General features: G+C 40.2%; 18 protein-coding genes and 1 pseudogene. 5 read left to right on the top strand and 14 right to left on the bottom strand.

The features are described 5' to 3' along the window. The 3 genes from AC2JBO_RS13680 to AC2JBO_RS13690 all read right to left on the bottom strand — a co-directional run. On the bottom strand, nt 1-1,110 hold a 1,110-nt coding region (locus AC2JBO_RS13680; RefSeq protein ID WP_496954207.1), incomplete at its 3' end, for a sugar-binding domain-containing protein. A 158-nt stretch (nt 1,111-1,268) separates the two neighbouring features. Beyond that, a complete protein-coding gene (ntrB, locus tag AC2JBO_RS13685) occupies nt 1,269-2,066 on the bottom strand; it encodes a nitrate ABC transporter permease (protein ID WP_496954208.1) in 798 nt (265 codons plus the stop codon). Between the two features lie 40 nt (nt 2,067-2,106). Next, nucleotides 2,107-3,435 carry a CmpA/NrtA family ABC transporter substrate-binding protein gene (locus tag AC2JBO_RS13690; protein ID WP_496954209.1) on the bottom strand — a complete coding sequence of 443 codons (1,329 nt, stop codon included), beginning with the start codon at nt 3,433-3,435 and terminating at the stop codon, nt 2,107-2,109. A 217-nt stretch (nt 3,436-3,652) separates the two neighbouring features. Here AC2JBO_RS13690 and AC2JBO_RS13695 point away from each other — a divergent pair. After that, a pseudogene (locus AC2JBO_RS13695) lies at nt 3,653-4,009 on the top strand (sensor histidine kinase); the annotation flags it as partial. A 45-nt stretch (nt 4,010-4,054) separates the two neighbouring features. Here the strand turns inward: AC2JBO_RS13695 and psaC are convergent. From psaC to groES, 7 genes are all read right to left on the bottom strand, one after another. Further along, nucleotides 4,055-4,300, bottom strand: a complete 246-nt coding sequence (gene psaC, locus AC2JBO_RS13700; protein WP_012411495.1) for a photosystem I iron-sulfur center protein PsaC — start codon at nt 4,298-4,300, stop codon at nt 4,055-4,057. 644 nt (nt 4,301-4,944) lie between these two features. Continuing rightward, nucleotides 4,945-7,689 carry an isopeptide-forming domain-containing fimbrial protein gene (locus AC2JBO_RS13705; protein WP_496954210.1) on the bottom strand — a complete coding sequence of 915 codons (2,745 nt, stop codon included), beginning with the start codon at nt 7,687-7,689 and terminating at the stop codon, nt 4,945-4,947. Between the two features lie 52 nt (nt 7,690-7,741). Further along, nucleotides 7,742-11,386, bottom strand: a complete 3,645-nt coding sequence (locus AC2JBO_RS13710; protein ID WP_496954211.1) for a TonB-dependent receptor — start codon at nt 11,384-11,386, stop codon at nt 7,742-7,744. Nucleotides 11,387-11,390: 4 nt separating this feature from the next. Continuing rightward, a complete protein-coding gene (locus AC2JBO_RS13715; protein WP_496954212.1) occupies nt 11,391-12,260 on the bottom strand; it encodes a hypothetical protein in 870 nt (289 codons plus the stop codon). A gap of 558 nt (nt 12,261-12,818) precedes the next feature. After that, nucleotides 12,819-13,898 carry a glycosyltransferase family 4 protein gene (locus AC2JBO_RS13720; RefSeq protein ID WP_496954213.1) on the bottom strand — a complete coding sequence of 360 codons (1,080 nt, stop codon included), beginning with the start codon at nt 13,896-13,898 and terminating at the stop codon, nt 12,819-12,821. A 73-nt stretch (nt 13,899-13,971) separates the two neighbouring features. Next, entirely contained in the window at nt 13,972-15,600 is a 1,629-nt protein-coding gene (groL, locus tag AC2JBO_RS13725; RefSeq protein ID WP_496954214.1) for a chaperonin GroEL, read from the bottom strand. Nucleotides 15,601-15,726: 126 nt separating this feature from the next. Then, entirely contained in the window at nt 15,727-16,038 is a 312-nt protein-coding gene (groES, locus tag AC2JBO_RS13730; RefSeq protein WP_496954215.1) for a co-chaperone GroES, read from the bottom strand. A gap of 372 nt (nt 16,039-16,410) precedes the next feature. On the opposite strand from groES, the gene AC2JBO_RS13735 reads away from it, so the two are divergent. Then, nucleotides 16,411-17,394, top strand: coding sequence for a heme-dependent oxidative N-demethylase family protein (locus AC2JBO_RS13735; RefSeq protein ID WP_496954216.1), 984 nt, complete (start codon nt 16,411-16,413; stop codon nt 17,392-17,394). Here AC2JBO_RS13735 and AC2JBO_RS13740 read toward each other — a convergent pair. Continuing rightward, the gene (locus tag AC2JBO_RS13740; protein WP_496954217.1) at nt 17,383-18,213 is read right to left on the bottom strand and encodes an alpha/beta fold hydrolase; all 831 of its coding nucleotides are present in this window, start codon (nt 18,211-18,213) and stop codon (nt 17,383-17,385) included. The genes AC2JBO_RS13735 and AC2JBO_RS13740 overlap by 12 nt on opposite strands. A gap of 86 nt (nt 18,214-18,299) precedes the next feature. Here AC2JBO_RS13740 and AC2JBO_RS13745 point away from each other — a divergent pair, with 86 nt between their 5' ends. Further along, nucleotides 18,300-18,476, top strand: coding sequence for a hypothetical protein (locus tag AC2JBO_RS13745; RefSeq protein ID WP_496954218.1), 177 nt, complete (start codon nt 18,300-18,302; stop codon nt 18,474-18,476). A 636-nt stretch (nt 18,477-19,112) separates the two neighbouring features. Here AC2JBO_RS13745 and AC2JBO_RS13750 read toward each other — a convergent pair. Beyond that, nucleotides 19,113-20,093: a catalase family protein gene (locus AC2JBO_RS13750; RefSeq protein WP_496954219.1), complete on the bottom strand. Its 981-nt coding sequence runs from the start codon at nt 20,091-20,093 to the stop codon at nt 19,113-19,115. A 483-nt stretch (nt 20,094-20,576) separates the two neighbouring features. On the opposite strand from AC2JBO_RS13750, the gene AC2JBO_RS13755 reads away from it, so the two are divergent. Beyond that, the gene (locus tag AC2JBO_RS13755; RefSeq protein WP_496954220.1) at nt 20,577-21,275 is read left to right on the top strand and encodes a glutathione binding-like protein; all 699 of its coding nucleotides are present in this window, start codon (nt 20,577-20,579) and stop codon (nt 21,273-21,275) included. Nucleotides 21,276-21,495: 220 nt separating this feature from the next. Here AC2JBO_RS13755 and AC2JBO_RS13760 read toward each other — a convergent pair whose 3' ends face one another. Together AC2JBO_RS13760 and AC2JBO_RS13765 are read right to left on the bottom strand one after the other, a co-directional pair. Then, nucleotides 21,496-21,699 carry a type II toxin-antitoxin system VapC family toxin gene (locus AC2JBO_RS13760; RefSeq protein ID WP_496954221.1) on the bottom strand — a complete coding sequence of 68 codons (204 nt, stop codon included), beginning with the start codon at nt 21,697-21,699 and terminating at the stop codon, nt 21,496-21,498. Beyond that, a complete protein-coding gene (locus tag AC2JBO_RS13765; protein WP_496954222.1) occupies nt 21,699-21,926 on the bottom strand; it encodes a hypothetical protein in 228 nt (75 codons plus the stop codon). Before AC2JBO_RS13765 ends, AC2JBO_RS13760 begins: the two co-directional genes overlap by 1 nt. A 207-nt stretch (nt 21,927-22,133) precedes the next feature. On the opposite strand from AC2JBO_RS13765, the gene AC2JBO_RS13770 reads away from it, so the two are divergent. After that, nucleotides 22,134-22,679 carry a DUF3455 domain-containing protein gene (locus AC2JBO_RS13770; RefSeq protein WP_496954223.1) on the top strand — a complete coding sequence of 182 codons (546 nt, stop codon included), beginning with the start codon at nt 22,134-22,136 and terminating at the stop codon, nt 22,677-22,679. Nucleotides 22,680-22,706 lie beyond the last annotated feature (27 nt).

A 22,706-nucleotide genomic window follows, 5' to 3' on the forward strand; every position in this document is an offset into this window, starting at 1 on the left:
CGGTGGAGTCATAAACGTATCTGGCCAGTACCCTTGGTCAAGAACCATTCTTAAGTAATAAGGGCGCCCATTAAGCATAAATCTATCACGTTGTACGCTAACCGCCCGCATTGCAGTATAAGATTTTACTTCATCTAGCAGTTGTCCTTCGTACCACACTTGAATGGAAGCATCAATTAATGTTGGTTTTTCTGGAGTCCACAATAATTCATTGCGGTAATCGTCAATACCAGGGTCGCCAAGTGCAATGCGACGATTAATTTCTCCCCCTAGCACTTCATAAGTATCGTTAGCTAATATAGTATCGCCAACGCTTAGTTTCATTTTGATTAGGATGCCTTTATCAGGCACATCACCCGCTAGTCCAGCTTCAAAACCAACTTCCCATCGCTTGCAGTCAGAATCCCAGTAAATGCTACCTAAATAAGTAGCACCCACACGCTCAATCCATACTGTCTGCCAAATCCCGCTAGTACGAGGATACCAAATACTGTGCGGTTCCAGGCGCCAATCTTGTTTCCCGCGAGGTTTAGCGAGGTCTTGCGGGTCATCTTGTGCCCACACTGTTACTGTTGTTTTGCCACTGTCATTCAAAACGTGGGTAATATCGAGAGAGAAATTTGTATGTCCACCTTCGTGTTCAGCGATGTAGTGACCGTTTACCCACACGCGGGCACGATAGTCAACGGCGCCGAAATGTAAAAGTAATCTACCATCAGAGAAAGGCGTTTCAAATTCGCGCTCGTACCAACAATTAGGATGAAAACTTGTATCACCTATTCCACTTTTGCTTGATTCCGGAGCAAAGGGAACTTCTATAGAATGAGTCCATTCCTTAACATCACTGGGTTGAACACGTAAACCTTCGTCGTCAAATGCAAATTTCCATATACCGTTTAGGCTTTGCCAAGGGAAGCGCTGTAACTGTGGACGTGGATGTGTTGTTCTAATTAACCCATCAGCATTTTGTTCATTGGTCGGCGCGGATAATTCAACTCCACTATTATTTATATTTAATAACATTAATACCTCTTTTCTACCTTTAACATAATCAATTTTTTTTACCTTTAATTGTCTAATTAATTGTAAGACTATGATATATAACATCATATATATAGTAGTTTAGTTTATTAAAAATTTACATAAAGTTTCAAATGCTATTGTTGAAATCTACCAAAAGACATATTTATCAAAAAATATATAAATGTATAGACGCGATTTATTCCCTGCGGGACACTGCGTGAACGCGTCTCTACAACGTTTAAATATTATGGAACATTTCTTTCCCATTTTGACGACGCTAAAACCATGAATTTATCTAAAATAATGCCAACTATGCCTAAATAAAATATTGCTAAGATGATTTCGCTGATATCAGAATTGTTATATGCGTTAACAATGAAAAAACCTAAACCATCGTCTGACAATAGCATTTCTGCCGCCACTACTGCAAGCCAGGATAATCCTAGAGATATTCGCAAACCTGTAAATATGTAAGGAAGTGTAGCAGGTAAGATGATTTTGTAAAGGTTTTTTACAAATGACATTTCTAACATTTTTCCAATATCAATATAATCTTTAGGAATTAGTTGCACCCCTAAAGCTGTATTGATAATAATAGGCCATATTGCGGTGATAAAAATTACAAAGATTGCTGATGGGTTTGGTTTAAGAAAAATTGCTTGTGCAAGCGGCAACCATGCTAAAGGCGCCACTGGACGCAGTAGTTGCATAATTGGCTCGATAGCGTTTTTAAAAAATGCATTAAGACTAATAATAAAGCCAATTGTAATACCCACAACCGCAGCAAGTAAATATCCAGTAGCAACTCTTTGGAGACTAGCAAGCAGTAACCAGAATAAACCTTTGTTATTATTGCCTTTATAAAAAAACGGATCGATTATCAAGTCCCAAGTATTGATAATTACTTTTGCTGGAGAAGGTAGTGATGTGTCAGCTTGCAAGCTTAGAAGATACCAGATAAACAAAAAAACTAAGAAGCCAACAACTGATGGGATTAGTGATGTAATTTGCTCTTGATAGTTTACTTTTAATCGATTTGGCATGTTATTTATTATTGGTAATATTTGAATATGTTACGTAAAATTACTGCCTTAATATCGGCGCCTGTAAATATTTACTTGGGTTTTCGGGGTCAAACTCCAAACCGTTGAAAAACTTCTCGACTCCGCGCGATGTCGATGGTGGTATTGCATGAGCTTGACCGATAGTTTTTGCAGCTTGGCGCCACAAGTCCTCACGGTTGACAGCATCAATTAAACGTTTAGTATCAAAGTCAGGGGAACGATAACCCCAACGCATGTCCTCAGTTAAAAACCATAAATCATGACTTTTATAAGGGTAAGATGCATTATTGTTCCAATACTTAATTGTATGAGGACTATTTTCCACAAGGCGCCCGTTACCATAATCAAATTTACCTAATAAACGATTACCTATAATTTCTGCGGGTACTCCCATCCATTGACGTTCAGATAAAATTTTAAATAACTCTTGTTTATTTTCTGGTTGGTCACACCAAATTTGCGCTTCCATCACAGCAGCAAGTAAGCTTAAAGCAGCTTTTGGATACTTGTCCACCCAAGACGCGCGCATTACAAACGCTTTTTCTGGATGATTATTCCATAGTTCCCCACTAGTCACCGTCGAATAACCAAGTTTTTGTTTAATCAACCGCTGATGCCAAGGGTCTACTACACAAAACCCCTCCATTGAACCACCACGCATATTAGCAACCATTTGTGGTGGAGGTATAACTATTATTGAAACATCTCTGTCAGGGTCAATACCTCCATATGCAAGCCACCACCGCATAAAAAAATCGCCTGTAACGCGGCGAAATGGAACTGCAAACCTTATTGATTCCCCTTTTAGGGATTTTTTTCGTAGTTCAGACTTTAAAGGTACACTATCCAAACTCAAGTTTAAATTTTGATATGTTCTCGCAACTGAAATCCCCTGCCCATTCACATTTAACCGCGCCATTATATATATAGGGATTTTACGGTCATAGCTAATTTCTCCCGTTGTTATTAAATATGCCATCGGAAATAGTAAATGTGAACCATCCAAACCATCCGAAGCAGAACCTAACATTAGCTTATCTCGCGTCACTGCCCAACTTGGCTGCTTCTGCACTTTAACATCAGGCATTCCATACTTGGCAAACATGCCTTTTGCTTTTGCAATTATTAAAGGAGCGCAACTCGTCACACCTACAAATCCAAGTACCGCAGTAGTTACTTCTGGTGTATCAGTATAACCAACATAGGCGCCGTGCTGGAGCTTGGTTTGTAACTCAGCAGAACTTAAACTTGAACTAGAACTTGAATTTTGAAGACTGCTTACAAGACCTTGCGCTGCGACAACTGCACCTGAAGTTGCCAGAAACTTACGTCTTGATAACTTTGCCATATAAAATTTCTGATAAAAGCTCTATGGTATACGCAAAGCATCAGCAACCGCAAACTTTAGTACATATGCATGAGCTACTAAAACTGTGATATTAGCGGTTTTATGGGAATACTAAAAATAACCTTAATTTTGGAGGTAGGCACCGAAAAATACATAGCGTACTTACCACTTAGCAGTGTTGATTGGTCTATTGGACTGGTAATACCTCGTGCAAATATTGAATCAAGTCTTTATGAATATCCTTAGCAACGCTATTGATGCACTAGAAGATTTTGAAGCTATTTCAAGCAAAAATCCTACTATCTGGATTTATACGGTGGTTATTCAAACCGATAGTATATTAATTACTATTGCAGATAACGGCATTGGGATTGATGAAAATCTTCGCAATTAACTGTTCGACCCCTTTTTTACTACAAAAGAAGTTGGTAAAGGCACGGGGTTAGGATTATCTATTTGCTATCAAATTGTAGTAGAAAAACACGGTGGTGAACTTTGGTATGATGCGGCACTAGGTGAAGGAACAAAGTTTATGATTAAAATTTCAGGGGAAAGGGTAATAGGTAAGGGGTAAACTTTTCCTCTACCCATTGCCCCTTACCCTTTACCCTAAAGTTATTTAGTAAGCAAGACCCATACTACGGGTGGTTTCGGCACCAAGGTAGACTCGGATGCTTAAAAAGTCGGTAGGACAAGCGGTTTCGCAGCGCTTACAACCTACACAGTCTTCAGTCCGGGGGGACGAAGCGATCTGAGCAGCTTTACAGCCATCCCAAGGCACCATTTCCAATACGTCGGTGGGACAAGCACGAACGCACTGGGTGCAGCCAATACAGGTATCGTAGATTTTAACGGTATGAGACATATGAAAAGGCTCCTTTCCAGTAATTTTCTCTGCGAAAGAATGATTAAACTCCAGCTAGTTTACCGCAGTGCCCTATCCATCGTAATCAAAAGGCTACATAACTTTAAATTCTGTAATGTTGATGGGAAATAGAGGGGTAGTTGATAGCTAAGAGTTTATGGTTAAGATTGGTGATCCCCCCAACCCCCCTTCCACGCGCAGGGCTGTTTCATTCCCTCTTAAACAGGATTTGTCAAGATGGTTAGCTATAAAAATCATCAGTATGGGTAACTTGTAAATAAACTTTTAAGCACATCAATATAAGTGTGATTGTTTATTTTATCGGCGCCTTGGTAGCAAAATTACCAATGAAAAATTGCGCGAAACCCTTGATTTTTGAAGCTTTGAGCGGGAATGAATCAGCCCTGCCTTATTAAGGGGGGCTTTAAATCTTAAATCTTAAATATTTCCCCCCTTCCACGCGCTACGGTGTACACACAAGTCTCTCAAAGTTACTTTTCTTCTCTTCCTTTGTGACCTTTGTGTCTTTGTGGTTCATCAAAAGGAAAAACCACAAAGGCACAAAGAACACTGCATAGCGGAAAATAAGGTGATTCTTAAAGATGTGTGTACACGGTAACCTTATTAAGGGGTGTTGGGGGGGATCAATCAACTCGTACTCTAAACCTTACATAACCAAAATTATTTCCTGGTGTAAAGTCAAGCGTTCCAAAGTTCACCAAAACGGCACCTGTTGGGTTTGACTGATTTGGGCAAACGTTAGAAGTTGGTAATGGCGCCACAGCAGTCACATAATTAGCTTTATCAGCATCTGCTATATTTGTTTGATTAGTAATTGTGTTCGCTACATTCAAAGCAATATCATTACCTGAACCACTAATAAAGCTAGTTCCTTGAGGAATAGGGTCGCAAAAACGCGCGTTATTTACAGGCTGATTTCCATCAACAAGAAAATAAACTGTATATTCAACCTCATCTCCAGCTCCTAATTTTAACTGTGGGTTGATACGGGGAATGCCTGTAGGCACCAATGGTGAATTAGCCCAAATACTAGCATCATCGTTTGTATCGCTTGGGTCGTCAATTACAGTATTAAAGTTAACACCTGCAAGGGGAACCCCATTACGAATAACATTAGTGATGCGTTTAACACTACGGATGCTAAATAATTGGGGAGGTGTTGGAGGTGTTGGAGGTGTTGGAGGTGTTGGAGGTATTGGAGGTATTGGAGGTGTTGGAGGTACTGGTACAGCACCAACTGTAACATCTTCGGCAGTACTGCTAGCTTGATCGTATACACTACTGGCAGTTCCGTTATTAGTTGTTCTTTGTGGGTCTAGATAAGTTGCGGTTGCTCCATTTTGATATATACCGTCAGCTACATTTGCACCAACATCAGTTGTGAAGGTAATGCTCAAAGTACTTCCGCCTGCAATGTCAAATGTACCAAAATCAAGAGAAGTTGCACCTGCACTAGGAGTAACAGTAGGGTTTACATTTTGCGGCACATTGGTAATGGGGTCAGTTATGGTGATGGTAGGTGTTGTGCCATCATAAGTAAAACCACTAGGCAAAGGGTCTGTAATTCTGACTTGACTCGCAGTCGCGCGACCTGGTGCATTGGAAACTGTGATGGTGTAAATAGCCTTACCAGGTTTAGTGACAATTCGTTGAGTACTAGTAGATTTTCTTACAATCAATTGTGGAATACATTCTGCACCAGAACGGATACCTAGATTAGGATTCGTCGGAGAAATTGTACTCGCTCTACCTGTGGCGCCAGCTACTGCGCCATAATAAGGGTCATTTGGGTCAATAGGTTCAGTTGCTGTACCAGGAGAACCACCATTAACAGATAATATATTGGCATTTGTGCTAAGAATTACACCTCCTCCACCGCCTCCACCAGGGCCATGAGGGTCACTATTTTTAAGAACTTTGCCTCCGTCACCGCCTTTAGCACTAATATTCAGCCCGGAAAGGTTGTTATTTAATGCAGTGGCCACTACACTACCACCGGCGCCACCACCACCACCACCGTCTTGTCTAACATCGAATGCGGTTGTACCATCAGCGTTAATATTGCCAGTTCCGCTAACACTATTTGTTCTTAATAAAACAATTCCACCACCTGGGGCGCCACTACTGGCTCTACCATCAGTGTTATTAGTAAAATATGGTGACTCACTTGTAGCATCGTTATTCGTACCAGCACCACCACCACCACCCATTACAACTCGGTTACTATCCGCAACAGAAAAAACATCACCACCAAAACCGCCTGTATCTATAATGGATGAAATAATTGCTGGAACGTTTGATTGGTTTCCAGAACGCCAAGGTCTTCCACCCTTTCCTCCTTCTCCACCGTTACCACCACCACCACCACCAGAGTTTTCTGCATTTATATCTCCTCGCAATGTTCCATCTGGGTCGCCATCAGTACTACCACCACCAGCGTTACCAGGTGCCCCACGACCAAAACTTCCGCCTGGATAGCCTTCAGCACCGTTATCAGATAATGCATAATTAATAACATTACCTAATGGTGTAAAAATTGGGTTTAATGTATATTTGGGCGTTCCGGCTGTACCTTCTCCTTTAGAACCATTTGCACCATTTTCACTGTTTGGACTAGGCGCGTTTGTGCGAAAGTCAGTATTTAAGGGTGTAGTTCCATCTCTATATCGAAGTCGAATACCACCACCACCACGAAAACCTTTACTGCTGACATCCATAGTTGCACCACCCAAGTTTAAGTTACCAGCAACGTCATAAACTAAAACTCCTCCTGATGAACCATTCCAGCGGGCAGCAGTCAATGTTGTCGTTAAAGTTGCACTTGAGTACTGTGGTACGCGAATTACTTGGTACGTTGTTTGACCAGAGGCGCCTGCTGGAGTGTTCGCGTAAGAATTGTTTAACCCCCCACTTGGTCCTGTACCTCGAATTGGGACTGAATTACCAGAGACAGGGCCAGTTGCAACAACATATTCATACATACCAGCAGTGAAGTTAGTTGGTGATAAGTTACCCTTACCACTGCCTGAACCGTTTCCATAACTAGAATTATTATTAGAATTAATCTCTGCTCCTTGCATTTGTATAATTAACAGTAAATCACCTTCAGTGATTGGTGTACTTGAACCTTCGGAGTTTATTAAACCTACTGGTATAGATTTTGCACCTGTATTTACTGTTGAGTTAGCAAGGCCTGGATAGTATGAATTAACAGTAGGATTCGATATTACTCCTACACCATCTTTACCTGGAACAGCACATAATGAAGGCGCTGCCGTTTGTGCTGACACTGGCGCCTGTAACAGTATTTGATAGCTAAGAGTTGTTAATAATAAAGGTAGGCTTTTGAGCGTTTTTATAAGTTTCATAGTGGTCTAATATAATATATATGTTCTTTGTAGTAAGCACTTCAGTGCTTTATTACGAGGAGGGTTTTTTCGCAACGGATTCTTGCTGTTGAGGTGGCGCCACTCTTTGTCTGCCAAACCCACCAAACAATTCGTTGATTTTGTAAGAAATGTTTAAATAAGGACCTCCTGCGGAACGATAGCCTGTAAAATCACGGTCATCAGCACTACCAAAGGCATAACCAACACCTATTCGTAAATCAGGTGTTAGATGATATCCCCCTTCCAAGGCAATGCCAAATTCGTTAAAACCTTGCGTTGGTTGACCTAACCAGCGTCCTTCTACTGCTACATCGGTACGATAGCCTAGTTGATAGCTAGCGCGTAGTTGTCCAAGATGTAAGCTGCTATTACTAGTAAAATTATCTGCAAGGTAGCTAGTATTATTACGGAAAGCATATTTTCCATAAAATTCCCAGCGCCAATTTGGAGCATAAATTGCTTCGGCTGAGAATAAATGTTCTATAGAGCCTCCACCGTTTCCAAACAGAAGAGTATCAGGGGTAGTTGATGGGTTTTGACGGTATTCGTAAGCGAGTAAACCGTTGAAGTTATCGTTGTTGGGGTCACGGTATGCTAAACCGACGCGCAGATTTGCTGTATCACCAATTCCACTAAACAACTGGTTGGCGCCACCCGCTTGAGTATACCGAACTGCGGCAGTTAGAGCCGGAGTCAGTTTACCTGCTACTGCTGCGGAAATAACCATATTATTTGCTTCTTTGCCATCACGGTATTCAAAGCGCGCGTTTGCTTGAAAGTCAGGGTTATCTGTATAGTCAAGACCTACACTATAAGAATTACCTGAAAAGTATCCTAATGAGAAAGCACTTTGTCCAGTTGCATAAGGTTGGGCAAAGCGAATACCTGTGGCAGTGTTACCAAATATATTATTTTGGATGCGTTCGTAACCAAGACTTAATTTGAGTCCCGGCGCCAATCGAATGCGATGATTAAGTCCAACAGCACCTTGATCACTCATACCAGCAATACCTGTGAAGATAGAGTAACGTCCTGTAAGACTCGTATTGTCCGAGAATTTGTGTTCAACTGTGGTGTCAAGACTGGTGATACTATTACCCTGTAGTAAACCAGCATCGAAGAATTGATGTGCAAGTCGGACATTTACACCTGGATATAGTGCCCAATCTAATCCAAGAGTGGTTCTGTTAGGATAAAGAGCATCACTTTTGCCAAGGTTGGTTTCGTTTTGCGCGCGGAATGCTAGTGATTCAGCTAGAGGTACATTTAATTTAGAAACCAACTGACTAGCATTTGCATTGAACTTATTATCAACGCGGTCTTTGCGAGAACGATTCACATAATCTAAAGTTACATCAGCATCACCTAGTTTTTGCTGTATACCCGCTCTTAGAGTAGTTAGCGAGTTATCGATTTTGCTACCAGGGTTTGGGAGCGGTTGCGGATTGAATAAATCAAACGTTTGGATCCGTTGTGCTGGCGCAATACCAAAATTATTCTCATAGTCGTATCCTAAATTAAAGCTTGTTGTATCAGTGAGTTTTCCTGTTATATTTGCACCATAACGAGTTTGTCCTGGTGCAAAGCTCCACGTTGCATTATTTGCAAAGTTCTCTGTAACCGAACGATAGAAAGCTTGTCCTTGCAAAGAAGGTGTAATTTGTCCTAACGCTTCTATGCGATAAGCAGAACCGCTAACATAACCAAACGTAGGTGAATTATGACTTGAGCGCGCATATTCACCTAATATTTGTCCATTACCTAAAGGAAAAAACAAATCGGCACCGTATAATTCAAAGTCTTGGGCACCTTGGTCTTCCCATAAATAACTTGCACCAAAGAAGGGAGTGCTGAGTGCTGAGTTCTGAGTGCTGAGTGTAGAGACGCGATTAATCGCGTTTGTACGGAAGTTGTATTGTGCCCTTGCGGCGTAGAGTTTGCTGTCACTGCCTTTATCATTTTGGTAAGTTACAACAATGCGATTTATTAAAGTGTTGCCAAATGGGTTGAGTTCGGTAGAGAATATCCGACTGCGAAAAAGTAACGTTCCTCGGTCGTAGTCAATTTCATAGTCGGCGCCGCGTGATAAAGCTTTGCGTTTAACTACTGTACCTGGACGGTTGAGTTCTTCGGATTCAATAAAGACATTCTCACTACCGGGAATTACTAGGCGACGTGACAGAAAATAATAACCGCTTGTACCGTTAGGGGAAATAGTATCGCGTTGGAAACCTTTTATATTATTGGCGAATAAACCTGTAATTTGTAAATTGCCAATATTGTAATTACCTTTGAACCCGTGGAGTTGACGAGTTGTTGCAGTAAATAATTGTGAGGAGCGTGAAAACTCCTGGGTGTTATAGTCACCCCACATGAAATAATCAGATTCGGCGCCTGCAAGATTAGGAGTGCGTTCAAACTTAGCGTAAACACTATCTATAGATGGCGCAGTTGGGGTGACAGTTGAAGAATCACCGTAAACAGGATAAGCTCTTTCACAATTTTGAACTCCTCCAAATAAACGTACTTCCCCCTGACAATCTTCATTCAAAGGACGTTTACTGTTAAAGGCGCCTGTAAATAACCAATCTCCTACTTTACCAGTTGCAAACACCGATGCATCCAAATCAACATCAGTCCTACCAATCTTACTAGGGTTGAGAAAGTCGCGATAGCTACCCCATAAATTTGTGCCACCTGCTCCAATTCTAAGATTTACAACACCTGTAGCAAGTGAAGGACGAAGGTTTGTAATAAATTCGACATTTGTATAAGTTTCAATATTGCTTTTATCAACAGCCGCACGTACTTTTACACTTTGTGGTTCATAACCAGCTTGAAGAGTAGCAGAAAACTTCCCTGAGCGAGCTTTTACCTGAAACCCAGGAGCATCCGGTTCTTGGTCGGCGCCGAGAAACTTACCGGCAGTAGCGCTAAGGGTGACAATAACATCATCAGGGATAACATCTCCCTTCTCATCAATAATTTTACCTTCAAACTCCAATCTTGAACGACCATCAGCACTTATTCTTGGTTCACCAACAGCCGTAAACACAAGCTTAGTTTTTTGTTCTTTGACTGTCACCTTAACGCTACTCGAGTTACCTCCTTCAGCTTGGGCAACAATAATATTTTCACCTACCGCCAAAGGCACGTTGTACCATATCTTCGTATAAAGCTTATTAGCCTCATCTTTCTGTAAATAACTCTGAATATCTGAACTAATAGACTTACCATTTAGTGTCACCTTCACATCTAAACTGGGATGAAACTGAACTGCTAAATTAGTAGTTTTGCTAGTAGTATCACCACTAATAGGAGTAATAATTTTGACATCTTGTGTAATAGTAGGTTGGGTTAATTCGTTTATTTTAGGAATAGGTTTAGAAGAATCTTGCGTTTTTATACAAAGTTCCTTACATTCTTCCTTAGCGTCCTTAGCGTCCTTTGCGGTTCGTTTCTCTTCCTTCTCTGACAACTCATCAGGTTTCGATATAGCATTCTTCGGAGAAAAAACGGGTATATCATGCTCCTCAATAGAAGCAATAACACCTGACTTTGCATCATCTACTCGATGTTGATGGTCAACCGTTTTCGCTGAAGCACTAGCAGTAGCCATAACAGGGATGCTACTGCAAATAGTCAATAAACCGCTATTAATCTTTCTAGAAATCATATAATTACCGTCCCTCCCCGAACGCTGGAGTTACAGCAAAATTCATTCGTCCCATACTCCCAGGCGCCAACTTTACCAAACGGGACTGACTATTCTTATCAATTCTATAGAGATTAGGCGCCTGAATATAACCGGGTAAACTAGTTAAATCTAAAGTTCCACTTCGGTTTCCAGCAATCACATTTGCGACTGAAAACATTCCATTAGCATCAGTAATAATACGGTTGCCATCATCCATATAAATCACAGCATTAGGAATACCAGGTTCACCCGGTTGCTGTTCACCATCAAAATTCTTATCAACAAACACCCGTCCGATTAACGTTGCACAATCAGAAATTAGACCAGAACGAATTTTCAGTTGATGAGTTGCAGTATTACTCCTAGCAGCACCAGCACTAGCAACCGCTAAATTCCTGCCGTTTCCACGCATACCATCAGGAGTAACGGTCGCAGCATAGACAATATTCAATGTACCTTGAGGCGCCAGACTAGCAGCATAAGTAACATTAAAACTACCGTTATTAGATTTAGTAGCAGATACAGGAACTTGAGAGTTTGTATTGTTAGCAGATAAAGAAGCTTGCACTGATTTTGAGTCAAACACTAAACCTAGCGGTAACGTATCAGTTAGCGTTAGGTTCAATGCGTTTACATTACCGACATTACGAATAGCAATTCGGTAAAGCACTGTATCACCAGGCTGTACAACAACTTTATTAGCTGTTTTGGCAATTTGTAACACCGCCAACTCTGCACTAAATACCGTGCGGTTAGTAGCTTGATTGGTCAGATTATCACCTCCAAAAAAAGCCCTATTCTCAATTTCATTGGCAGCAATAGGTTGTATATTTGTTGCAATTGCACTCAGCATTAATAAGAATACAAAAGAAGTATGCCTAAATAGCTTGTTAGTAAATCTCATTTCAATTCAGTTATTGCGAAAATTCGGAAGCAAAGATTGCTGCGTGCATAAAATAACTCAACACTTTTTCTGTGTTCAGTTACTTGCGCTATTTGAGCAATATTTATTCTTTTTATAAAGGTAAATGCCGTGCGCGTTGTCGTAGATGAGTAGATGCGAAGCGAAGCAAAATTAATTTAATTTGTAGGATAGATGAAACCAACCTGTATATCATCCAAATATAGCTAGCAACATATACATCGATAACAGGTTTTTTACGGAATTTATAAATGAAGCTTTTTCATTTAAGTGAGTATACACACGTATAAATACTTAAATATGTATATTTACTGTAAAAATATTTCTTCCTTGGGAACAAAACAGTGTTTATAGGAGTTATATTTAATTATTCAAAATATAAGTAGGGTGCGTAACGCTATAACAAATATTTCAACGAAGCGAATAATTTTGTAGCGTTACGCACCATAAATATCAAATTATGACTTTGGCTTCTTCAAATTATTCAGGTCAAGATAGAGAACCTATAAGTGTACTGCGAAGGTGCCCATTTTGAGCAAATTTTTCTGCTAAGATTTGCCGATAAACTTCTTCATAACCATCTGCCATTCGTTGTGCGCTGAATTGTTGCGTAACATATTCTCTCACAACGTAACGGTCTAGTTGAGCAGTTTTCTTGATAGCATTTACGCACTCAGACACATCATTACAAAGAAAACCACTTACACCTGGTTTAATAACTTCCGGTGCCGAACCTAAATTCATTGCGATAACTGGCGTACCTGCTGCCATTGATTCTACCATTACCAGCCCAAAAGGTTCGCGCCAGGTTATCGGGAATAAAGTGGCGACAGCACTACCCATCAATTCATTTTTATTAGCATGAGTTGCTTCGCCCAAGTATTCTATTTGTTTTCCATCAATATGAGGTTTTATTTGCTGTTCAAAAAATTCTTTGTCCACAACATCAACTTTACCAGCCATCTTGAGGCGCCAGCCAGATTTTTTAGCTATTTCTATTGCTAGATGAGGACCTTTTTCTGGTGACATTCTACCTAGAAATGCTAAATATGGCTGTTCACCAGGTTGAGCATGAAATTTATGACTATTAATATTAATACCATTATATACAGTAGCGACGCAGTTCAAATCTAATCTTGGTTCACGTTGTGCATTAGAAATACTCACATAAGGTTGATGTTTGGCATGTACAAACATCTTCTCGTTATCTGGTGTAAATATACCGTGCAAAGTATGAACAGTAGGCGTTTTGACCATTTTGGCATAAGGTAACGCCGCACACCCCATATGCGAGTGAATAATATCAAATTCTCCCGCTCGTTCGTACACTTGACTAAGTTGTAGCATTTCATAAACACTATATTCTTTTACATCTGGGTCAAGTCGAATCGCGCGCGGGTGAACAGCTTCAAGTTTTGCTAAAGTAATTGAATCTCCAGATGCAAATAAAGTTACTTCATGTCCGCGCCGAACTAATTCATCAGTTAATAATCCTACTACTAATTCTGTACCACCATAAGCTGGTGGGGGTACTCTTTCCCAAAGCGGTGCAACTTGAGCAATCTTCATTATTTACCTCCCTGAAACTTTGTTACACACATGTAGAGACGTGACATGTCACGTCTCTACACGATGTCATGTTTTAGTAACCAAAATCACCAGCGCCAGCAGGAACCTTTTCAGGCACCTTTGGTTCAGGTTTATCAACTACAATGCACTCAGTAGTTAGTACCATGCTGGCAATTGATGCAGCATTTTGCAGTGCGGAACGAGTTACTTTCGCAGGGTCAACGATACCAGCTTCAAACATATCTACATAATTGTTGTTAGCTGCATCGTAACCAATGCTAAACTCTTGTTCTTTAACTCGTTCGGCGATTACTGCACCATTTTGACCTGCGTTTTCAGCAATTCTACGTAGAGGTGCATATAAAGCGCGCGCAACAATCATTCCACCCAACAATTCATCATCCTTGAGGTTATCAGATGCCCATTTTTCCAAGTGTGGTGCAAGATGTGCCAGAGTTGTACCACCACCGGGAACGATACCTTCTTCGACAGCAGCTTTGGTTGCGTTGATAGCATCTTCAAGACGCAACTTTTTGTCTTTCATTTCGGTTTCAGTTGCGGCGCCTACCTTGACTACAGCAACACCACCAGACAACTTAGCTAAACGCTCTTGCAATTTTTCTTTGTCATAGGAAGAATCTGTTTCATCCATTTGACGACGAATTTGCTCACAGCGTGCTTTCACAGCTTTTTCGTTACCATCTGCAACGATAGTAGTGTTTTCTTTGGTAATACTTATCCGTCTTGCTCTACCTAATTGGTCTAGGTGTGCATTATCAAGCTTGTAGCCAGTATCTTCGCTAATTACTTGACCACCTGTGAGAACAGCAATATCTTCCAACATTGCTTTACGACGGTCGCCAAAACCAGGCGCCTTAACTGCTGCTACATTCAACACACCGCGTAAACGGTTTACAACTAAAGTCGCTAAAGCTTCTTTTTCAATATCTTCGGCAATAATTACTAAAGGCTTACCACCGCGTGCAACTTGCTCTAAAATTGGTACTAAGTCTTGTACCAATGTAATTTTTTTATCTGTAATTAGAATGTAGGGGTCTTCAAAAACCGCTTCCATTCGTTCGTTGTCAGTAGCAAAGTAAGGTGAGATGTAGCCTTTATCAAAGCGCATACCCTCAGTAATTTCAATTTCAGTAGTGGTAGACTTGCCTTCTTCAAGGGAAATGACACCTTCCTTACCGACTTTATCCATCGCTTCGGCAATCATCTCACCAACAGTCATGTCATTACCAGCACTAATGGCAGCAACTTGAGCAATAGATTTTGAATCACTTACTGAACGCGCGTGGGAAGCAACTTTATCTACTAAAAATTGGGTTGCTTTATCAATACCACGTTTGAGAGCAATCGGATTAGAACCTGCTGCAACGTTCCGCAAACCTTCTTTCATCATCGCGTGAGCGAGAACAGTAGCAGTAGTTGTACCATCACCAGCAGCATCGTTAGTTTTAGCTGCTGCTTGGCGAATTAGAGATACACCAGTGTTTTCAATATGGTCTTCTAGTTCAATTTCTTTTGCGATGGTAACACCGTCATTGATGATTTGTGGGGCACCGTATTTCTTTTCCAAAACTACATTACGACCTTTTGGTCCAAGAGTTACAGCAACTGCCTCAGCAAGAGCATCAATACCACGTTCCAAAGCACGACGAGCGTCTTCGTTGTAAAGAATGTACTTAGCCATAACGATTTTGGATTGTTTGATTTTAGATTGTTTGATTTTAGATTGTTTGATTTTGGATTTTAGATTTTGGATTTTAGATTGTTAGTAGTTAATTCCTACTCAGCACTAAGCACTCAGCACTCTTTACTAACTAACAACAGCAAGGATATCTTGTTCGCGCAGCAAGACGTAATCTTCATTACCAACTTTAATATCAGTACCACCGTACTTGGAATAAAGTACTTTATCTCCGACTTTTACTTCCAACTGTTGGTAAGAACCATCATCATTACGCTTACCGGAACCAACTTGAACAACCTCACCTACTTGTTGCTTTTCCTTCGCTGTGTCGGGAAGGAAAATGCCACCTGCGGTTTTTTCTTCAGCTTCGTTAATTTTTACGAATACCCGGTCTCCCAACGGTTTGAGCGTAGAAAATGTTAGACTAAGGGTCGCCATAAAAATCCTCCTTTCGGTTTTATTGCTTTTCTCAGTAAGTTATGGATTGTATATTTGCAGAAATTGAGCCTTACTACTTTGTAAAGATACGTGAAACTACCGGAGCTTTCTGGTAAACATTACTCGTTTCCTTACTCGTAGTAAATAGCAAATACCATAACAGCAAGGAGTGATAAGCAGTGATTTCACCCTTCGCTTTTAGCACTTGCGCTCTTCTGAATGCTAATTTAGCAAAGCTGAGAAAGAACTGACAATTATTTAATTTGTACGGCTTACCGAACTCAGTAAGGTAGCATAATGTACGGTATGTACTTTGTAACAGAGATGGTAATTATCTTTACCATGAAATAAACTATTCTTTGATTCTGTTGTATGAGTATTGATACTACACCCGCGCGCTATTTTCCTTTAGATAGCGGACGTTACGAAGTCAAACCAGGAATGGCGCCGTTAGGTAAATGTTTTGGTAACGGCGCCGCAGATAAGCTAGTATTTCAAATTGATAATACTTTTAGTGACTACCGTCGGGAAAAATTGACATCACGTCAAGAATGTTTAAGCAAATACTTTCAAACAAGCAATTACTCAAATACAAATGCTACTGCTGTAGCAAAGTTTATAATTCGGCGCCTAACTTACGAATACCCAAATGATTTCTATATTGAAAGCCTGACTTCGGGAATAGCTCTAAATTGCCAACTGACTCAAGAAACGCTGTATTTTGATAAAGATTATTATTTACAAAAAGTTGATACTCGACATAATGCTGTATCACCATCTTACACCTGTACACTTGATGCATTAGCCGCACAAGTGCAAGAAGATATTACTGTTATTTGTCGTGATGATAATACAAACTGGGTAGGCGCCATTCACTTGTGCTTTCCCAACCATTGGTCAGCCGAAGATAAAATAGGTAGAGACTTTGCAACAATTCACACACCCGTTGCGGGAATAGAAAAAATTAATCAGCGCGCGCAAGCTATTGTAAACACAATGATTATCCATCAACCAATGGTGCGTTACGCTTGGGGTTTAAGTACAGATACCCGTCTTAACCATCACCCAGAACCACCGTTAAATACACCTGCTGAAATTTGGAAGGGTAGAAACTTTGATATTAATAACCCCAAGTTGTACCTGCGAATAGAAAGACAAGTTATTTGGGGTTTACCTGAATGCGATAGTAGTATATTTACTATTCGTACTTACTTTCGTGACGTTGCCGAAATAAAGAGAGACACACTAATGCGGCAACAATTAGTTTCTGCAATTAAATCAATGTCAGTAGATTCTCTAATTTACAAGGGTTTAGCTGAGAGTCGGGATGCTATTTTGGTTTGGCTAGAAAATTGACAAAGAATGTTCTGTTAACCAAGTATCAATATCATTTAACACAACAGCAGGTATTTCCCACGGAAAAAGATGTGCAGTGTCAAAATAACGTTTAAACTCAGAATTTTTAAGATGTTTAGCAGTATCAAGGCTAGACTCGACGGTAATATGACGGTCATCAGTTCCAGCAAGTACTAAACTGGGACATTCAATTTTGTGTAAATCTGCTAATTTATTGTATCCTCTACCAATTTCCTTCATGAGCGCGCGGGTTGCGGCGCCACTTGTTTGTAGGTAAGCGGGTACAGCGTTTGCTGCAATATAACTATAAGTGCTAGGTGTATGTTGGCTGACTAAATAGCGAAACAAAGATTTTTTGCCAAATGTCTCAATATTCCATCGCCAACCTGGTTTTATCATATTTAATAGTGCCGCAATACCAGTGTAGATATTATCCTGTAAGCTAACTGGTGGATGATTCCCTCTTGGACGGGCAGATGTCCCAAGTAGTACTAAGCCACTAACTAGTTCTGGAAATCTAAGAGCAAGTTCCATTGCTAAAATGCCACCTAGCGACCATCCCAACACCAAGCACTTTTGAATTTGATAGTGTTCTAATAAATTTTCCAAGTCGGTTAAATGGTCGTACATATCAAAATTTCCATTAAAACGACTTAAACCATAACCGCGTAAGTCTGGCGCCACAGTTTGGAAACGTTTGCTTAAGTGGTTGGTAAATACTGACATACTGGCGCCGGAACCAGGATGACCATGTAAACAAAGTATAGGAAAACCTTGACCTTGGATATAAGTTTTTAAACGAATAGGTTGAACAGGCATGAATTAAGTTAGGAGGTAGGGTGTGTGACACTACGACAATTGTTAAACGAAGCTAACAATCTGGTGGTGTCACGCACCAGAGCTATATGCAATTTAACACTGTTGCTCTCTGCTCACACAAATTATTACTAGTCAACAATGTGCAAGTTCTTGATGCTGGCGCCATATCAACGATTCTATGTCGTTTTACCACTAGTTGGTATTCTGCTGCCAATGTTTCTAACTGGGTTGACGCTCACCTGCCTAAAGTTATCTCTTATTAAATTATAAACAACAACAAATTGGTTATCACTCTGACTGTTATCAATCACTACATCTAATTGGGACAACTCTGATAGCTCAGTTTTGTATAGTCTAATATAGGCAGACGTGGCTTTCTATAATAGATAACTGCCACTTCTTCACAAAACCTTGTAGAAGGATTGGAATTGAATCCTTACGACTTAATTACCCTTTTTTCCACTAGCTACATTGTTTTGTTCCGCGATTTTATCGACCTATGATTAATCTACCAGGGATTTTAAATACTTTCATATTTTCGCCTATATTGCAATCTTTCTTAATTTTCGAGTTCATCATTAGATTCGAGTTCCGCAATTATCTTTTCGGTTTTGCGTTTTGCTCTACGTTGCCCATATAACCGTGCGGAGAAAGAAGTAATAATTGCAACGCGCATCCGTCATCAATTCCCAAGCGACTGTTGTCTGCCATATTGAGAAATATCTTTGAATTTGGTAGCTTGGTTGACAGACAAGTATAGTTGCTTGAGTGTATCAAATGTGCCAAGCGAACAAACGTTTGCAAGTTAATCTTGACGGTTAGAGTGTTACCCTAAGATGGGTAAAAGAAATCGTACAACGAACCGCGATTGTGCGTGGGTTTAGGAGTTCTAGATTTTCCTAGATTTTTTGAAGCGGTTGCGGTTCAGTAATTGGCTGTTGATTATGTTCCCTGCGATTTCTAGCAATTGTTTGATACAACTTCAATCGAGGCGCATTAACGCTACCCAATGGCTCATGTTCTGGTAAGGTGTGCCAAGGTGTGAAGGAAAGACTTTCATCGAACTGTTTGCGCTCAGGGGTATCAAATTCCTGAGCTGGAATTTTTATGGTTGCCACTTTGATGTGGGGAGAAATGGTTTCATCCCACGGAAGCGTTGGATCATCAACCCATTTTGGATTATTATCGGGTTGTAATTGAATCAAAAAATCAAAGTAAGTATCCTGTTTCTCAATGGTGAGGATATTTTTCAGCGCTTCGCGTAAATAATCATCGGAATCAGGAATTGGTACATCAGCAGTATCTACACTCTGTGGTTTGGCAGAGTATCTAATTACATCACTTCCAAGACGGTAAGGAGTTGCGCTCCAATATTGAATTAAGAGAGGATTAAGGACTTTCTTCGCTTTCATCTGTTGGATGATTTCAAACTCATATGCCATTGATTCTGGGGGAAGTTTGCCTGCACCGATTTCTGCCAGACGAATATAATCAATCGCTTCCCGCACAAAGAAAACGGGATGGTTGATCATCACAAAGTCTTGAGTGCTTGGTTCATCCTCCAGTACCTTCTTTCCCTCCACCTGCATGAGTTTAATCGCTAAACCTCTGACATCGGGTATTTTATCCGACTCTAACTCTCCCTGATTTAAGGGACTGGATGCATTAGAAAAGCGCACCCAGATTGGATAGGTCTTAACTGTGCTAAAAATCCCAACTCGCAAGTTTTCTGGAATATCATCAGCAATTGTAAATTCTCCCCACACACAACCATGACTTTTGGCGTGTACTTGCCGCAGTCCCGGCGCCTTGGTAGCTTGTTCTTGAACGGCGCCTCCAATAATTTGGTCAATAACTTCGTCACTGGGTAAGTTACTCATGATAATTTTTCCTTTATTCAAACGTCCGTTGAATTTCACTAATCAATATATATTTATTTTGGTACTCGTGTAAAAATTAAACTATGTTTTAAGATTTTATTTAAGATTTTATTCATTACAAATAAGCTTGACTTGCTCCCAAACTCAAGCATGACTCTCACTACTCCATCTGGCGACTCAACTAAAAAGCCATGACCCGAACATTCAATAACTTTGAATTCAGCATTCGCAATTATATCAGCAAGCTGCCGAGAAAATACTATAAGGCCAGGATGTCTTCCTTACTAACTAAAACTAACGTTAGACAATAAATATTACTAATACGCTCACTTGTATCGTTATCAAGATAGGATATTCTTCTAGAATATATCTTTTGATAGAAGTATCTTCACCAGTATTGACCTGATAATGAAGTTAACTATGCCTATAGGTAGATAAAATTTAATTGTTTAACTTATTCTAAGATATACAGGGGAAAGATTCATGATTGACCTTTACTACTGGACTACGCCCAACGGACACAAAATTACTATATTTTTAGAAGAAGTTGAATTACCCTACAACATCATTCCTGTCAATATTGGTAAAGGAGAGCAGTTTAAACCAGAATTTCTGGAAATTGCTCCGAACAATCGTATACCAGCAATTGTTGACCGAGAACCTGCTGATGGTGGTGAACCTATTTCGATTTTTGAGTCTGGTGCAATATTAGAGTATTTGGCTGACAAAACCGGGAAATTAATTCCAGCAAATATTCGAGGTCGCGCGGAAGTGGTGCAATGGCTGTTTTGGCAAATGGGAGGACTCGGACCAATGGCAGGGCAAAACCATCACTTCAACATATATGCTCCTGAGAAAATTCCTTACGCAATTAATCGCTATGTAAATGAAACAGGACGTTTGTATGCTGTTATGGACAAACGACTAAGTGACCGCGAATTCCTAGCAGGTGATTATTCCATTGCCGATATTGCCAGCTATCCCTGGATTGTACCTTACTCTCGACAAGGACAAAAACTAGAAGATTATCCTAACCTGCAACGCTGGTTTGAAGCAATAAAAAGGCGCCCAGCAACCATTCGAGCTTATGAAAAAGCCGAAGCATTTAATAATGAACAAATTGCTCCTGAACAAGCGCGCGATTTATTATTTAACCAATCTGCTACTACAGTGAAGCGATGAACCCCTCTCAAAACATAAACTAAAGCCTTGCTCCAACTGCTTTTCAGACCCAGCTTGGGAACAAATTGAAAATTTTGCAAATTGGTTGTAAGTTGTCTTTGTGCTAATTGAGGACTAATATCATGTCCGGTTGATTACCCATAATTACCGACAATGTAGAGACGCGAAATTTACCTTCGGTACACTCCGTGAACGCGTCTCTACAATGATTTTATTACGGTTATGCTACCGGACATAATATAATTGGCGGCTGAAGCGGTAAACGAGTCATAACAGAGTAAATCTCAGCTAAACTATGGGTAGAGATAACGCCCTGAATATCTTGCTGTAATGCTTGATTGAGTCGAAGACTACAAGCAGTATGACTTTGATGACTGGTAACAAGTGCAGCGACTATTACAGAACTGTCAAACATCACTTTCATCAAGGCATAAGCTCCTGAATGCGCTCAGAACGCATATCATCAATAAAATCAACAAGATCAAAATCCGAGGGTAGTGGAGCATCAACTACTAATACCCTACCTTCGTAATAAGTAGCTGGTTCTTCTTCTGACGATTCTTGAACTTGCTGATTAAGTCGGTTAATTTTTTCTGCAATAGTTTGACAAATAAATTGCTCTAATGAAATACCTTGAGAAGCTCTGCCCATTTTTGAGCTTCTTGTTGGAGATTAGCAGGGAGATTCATATAATCAAAATCTTCCAGAGCGCGACATTCTCATTATACACCGCTTTTATACTGCTAAAACTGACTTTCTGCCACTGCATAAATCTGTCATGTACAACCCTAGATTAACTAATCAACTTTATCCCCGTTTTGGGGAGATGCTGGTACACGTGTTTAAAAAGGGGAATTTATGAATAGTACAAAAGCTTTAGGCTTAATTTCAGCCACAATGATTTTGACTGCTTTCTCATCTCAACCAACTACAGCGGTTTCGCAATCAAAAATACCTAATAGTTTACAAGTACCAACAAAGCAACCTATGGTACTCAATGTATTTGCAAAGGGAGTGCAAATTTACGTCTGTAAGGCTTCGGACACAAACAATCAATACAAATGGACTTTAAAAGCGCCAGAAGCAGTATTATTTAACTCAGAAACAGGACAGAAACTGGGTACACATTATGCAGGCCCGACTTGGGAAGCATCGGATGGTAGCAAAGTAGTTGGGAAAGTCAAAAATCTTATACAGGCGCCTAATATTAAAGATATTCCTTGGTTACTGCTGAGTGCTAAATCTCACATTAACAATGGTGTATTTAGCAACATTAATTATATCCAGCGAGTAGATACAGTCGGAGGTCAGGCGCCTAAAGTCGGTTGTGATTCTTCTCATACAGGTAATGAACTAAGAGTAAATTATAGTGCCAACTACTACTTCTATGGCGCCATGCGATAAACTTATTTCTGAACTTTAGCGACAGCC

This window comes from Calothrix sp. CBUCES-K 9914 (assembly GCF_059640475.1).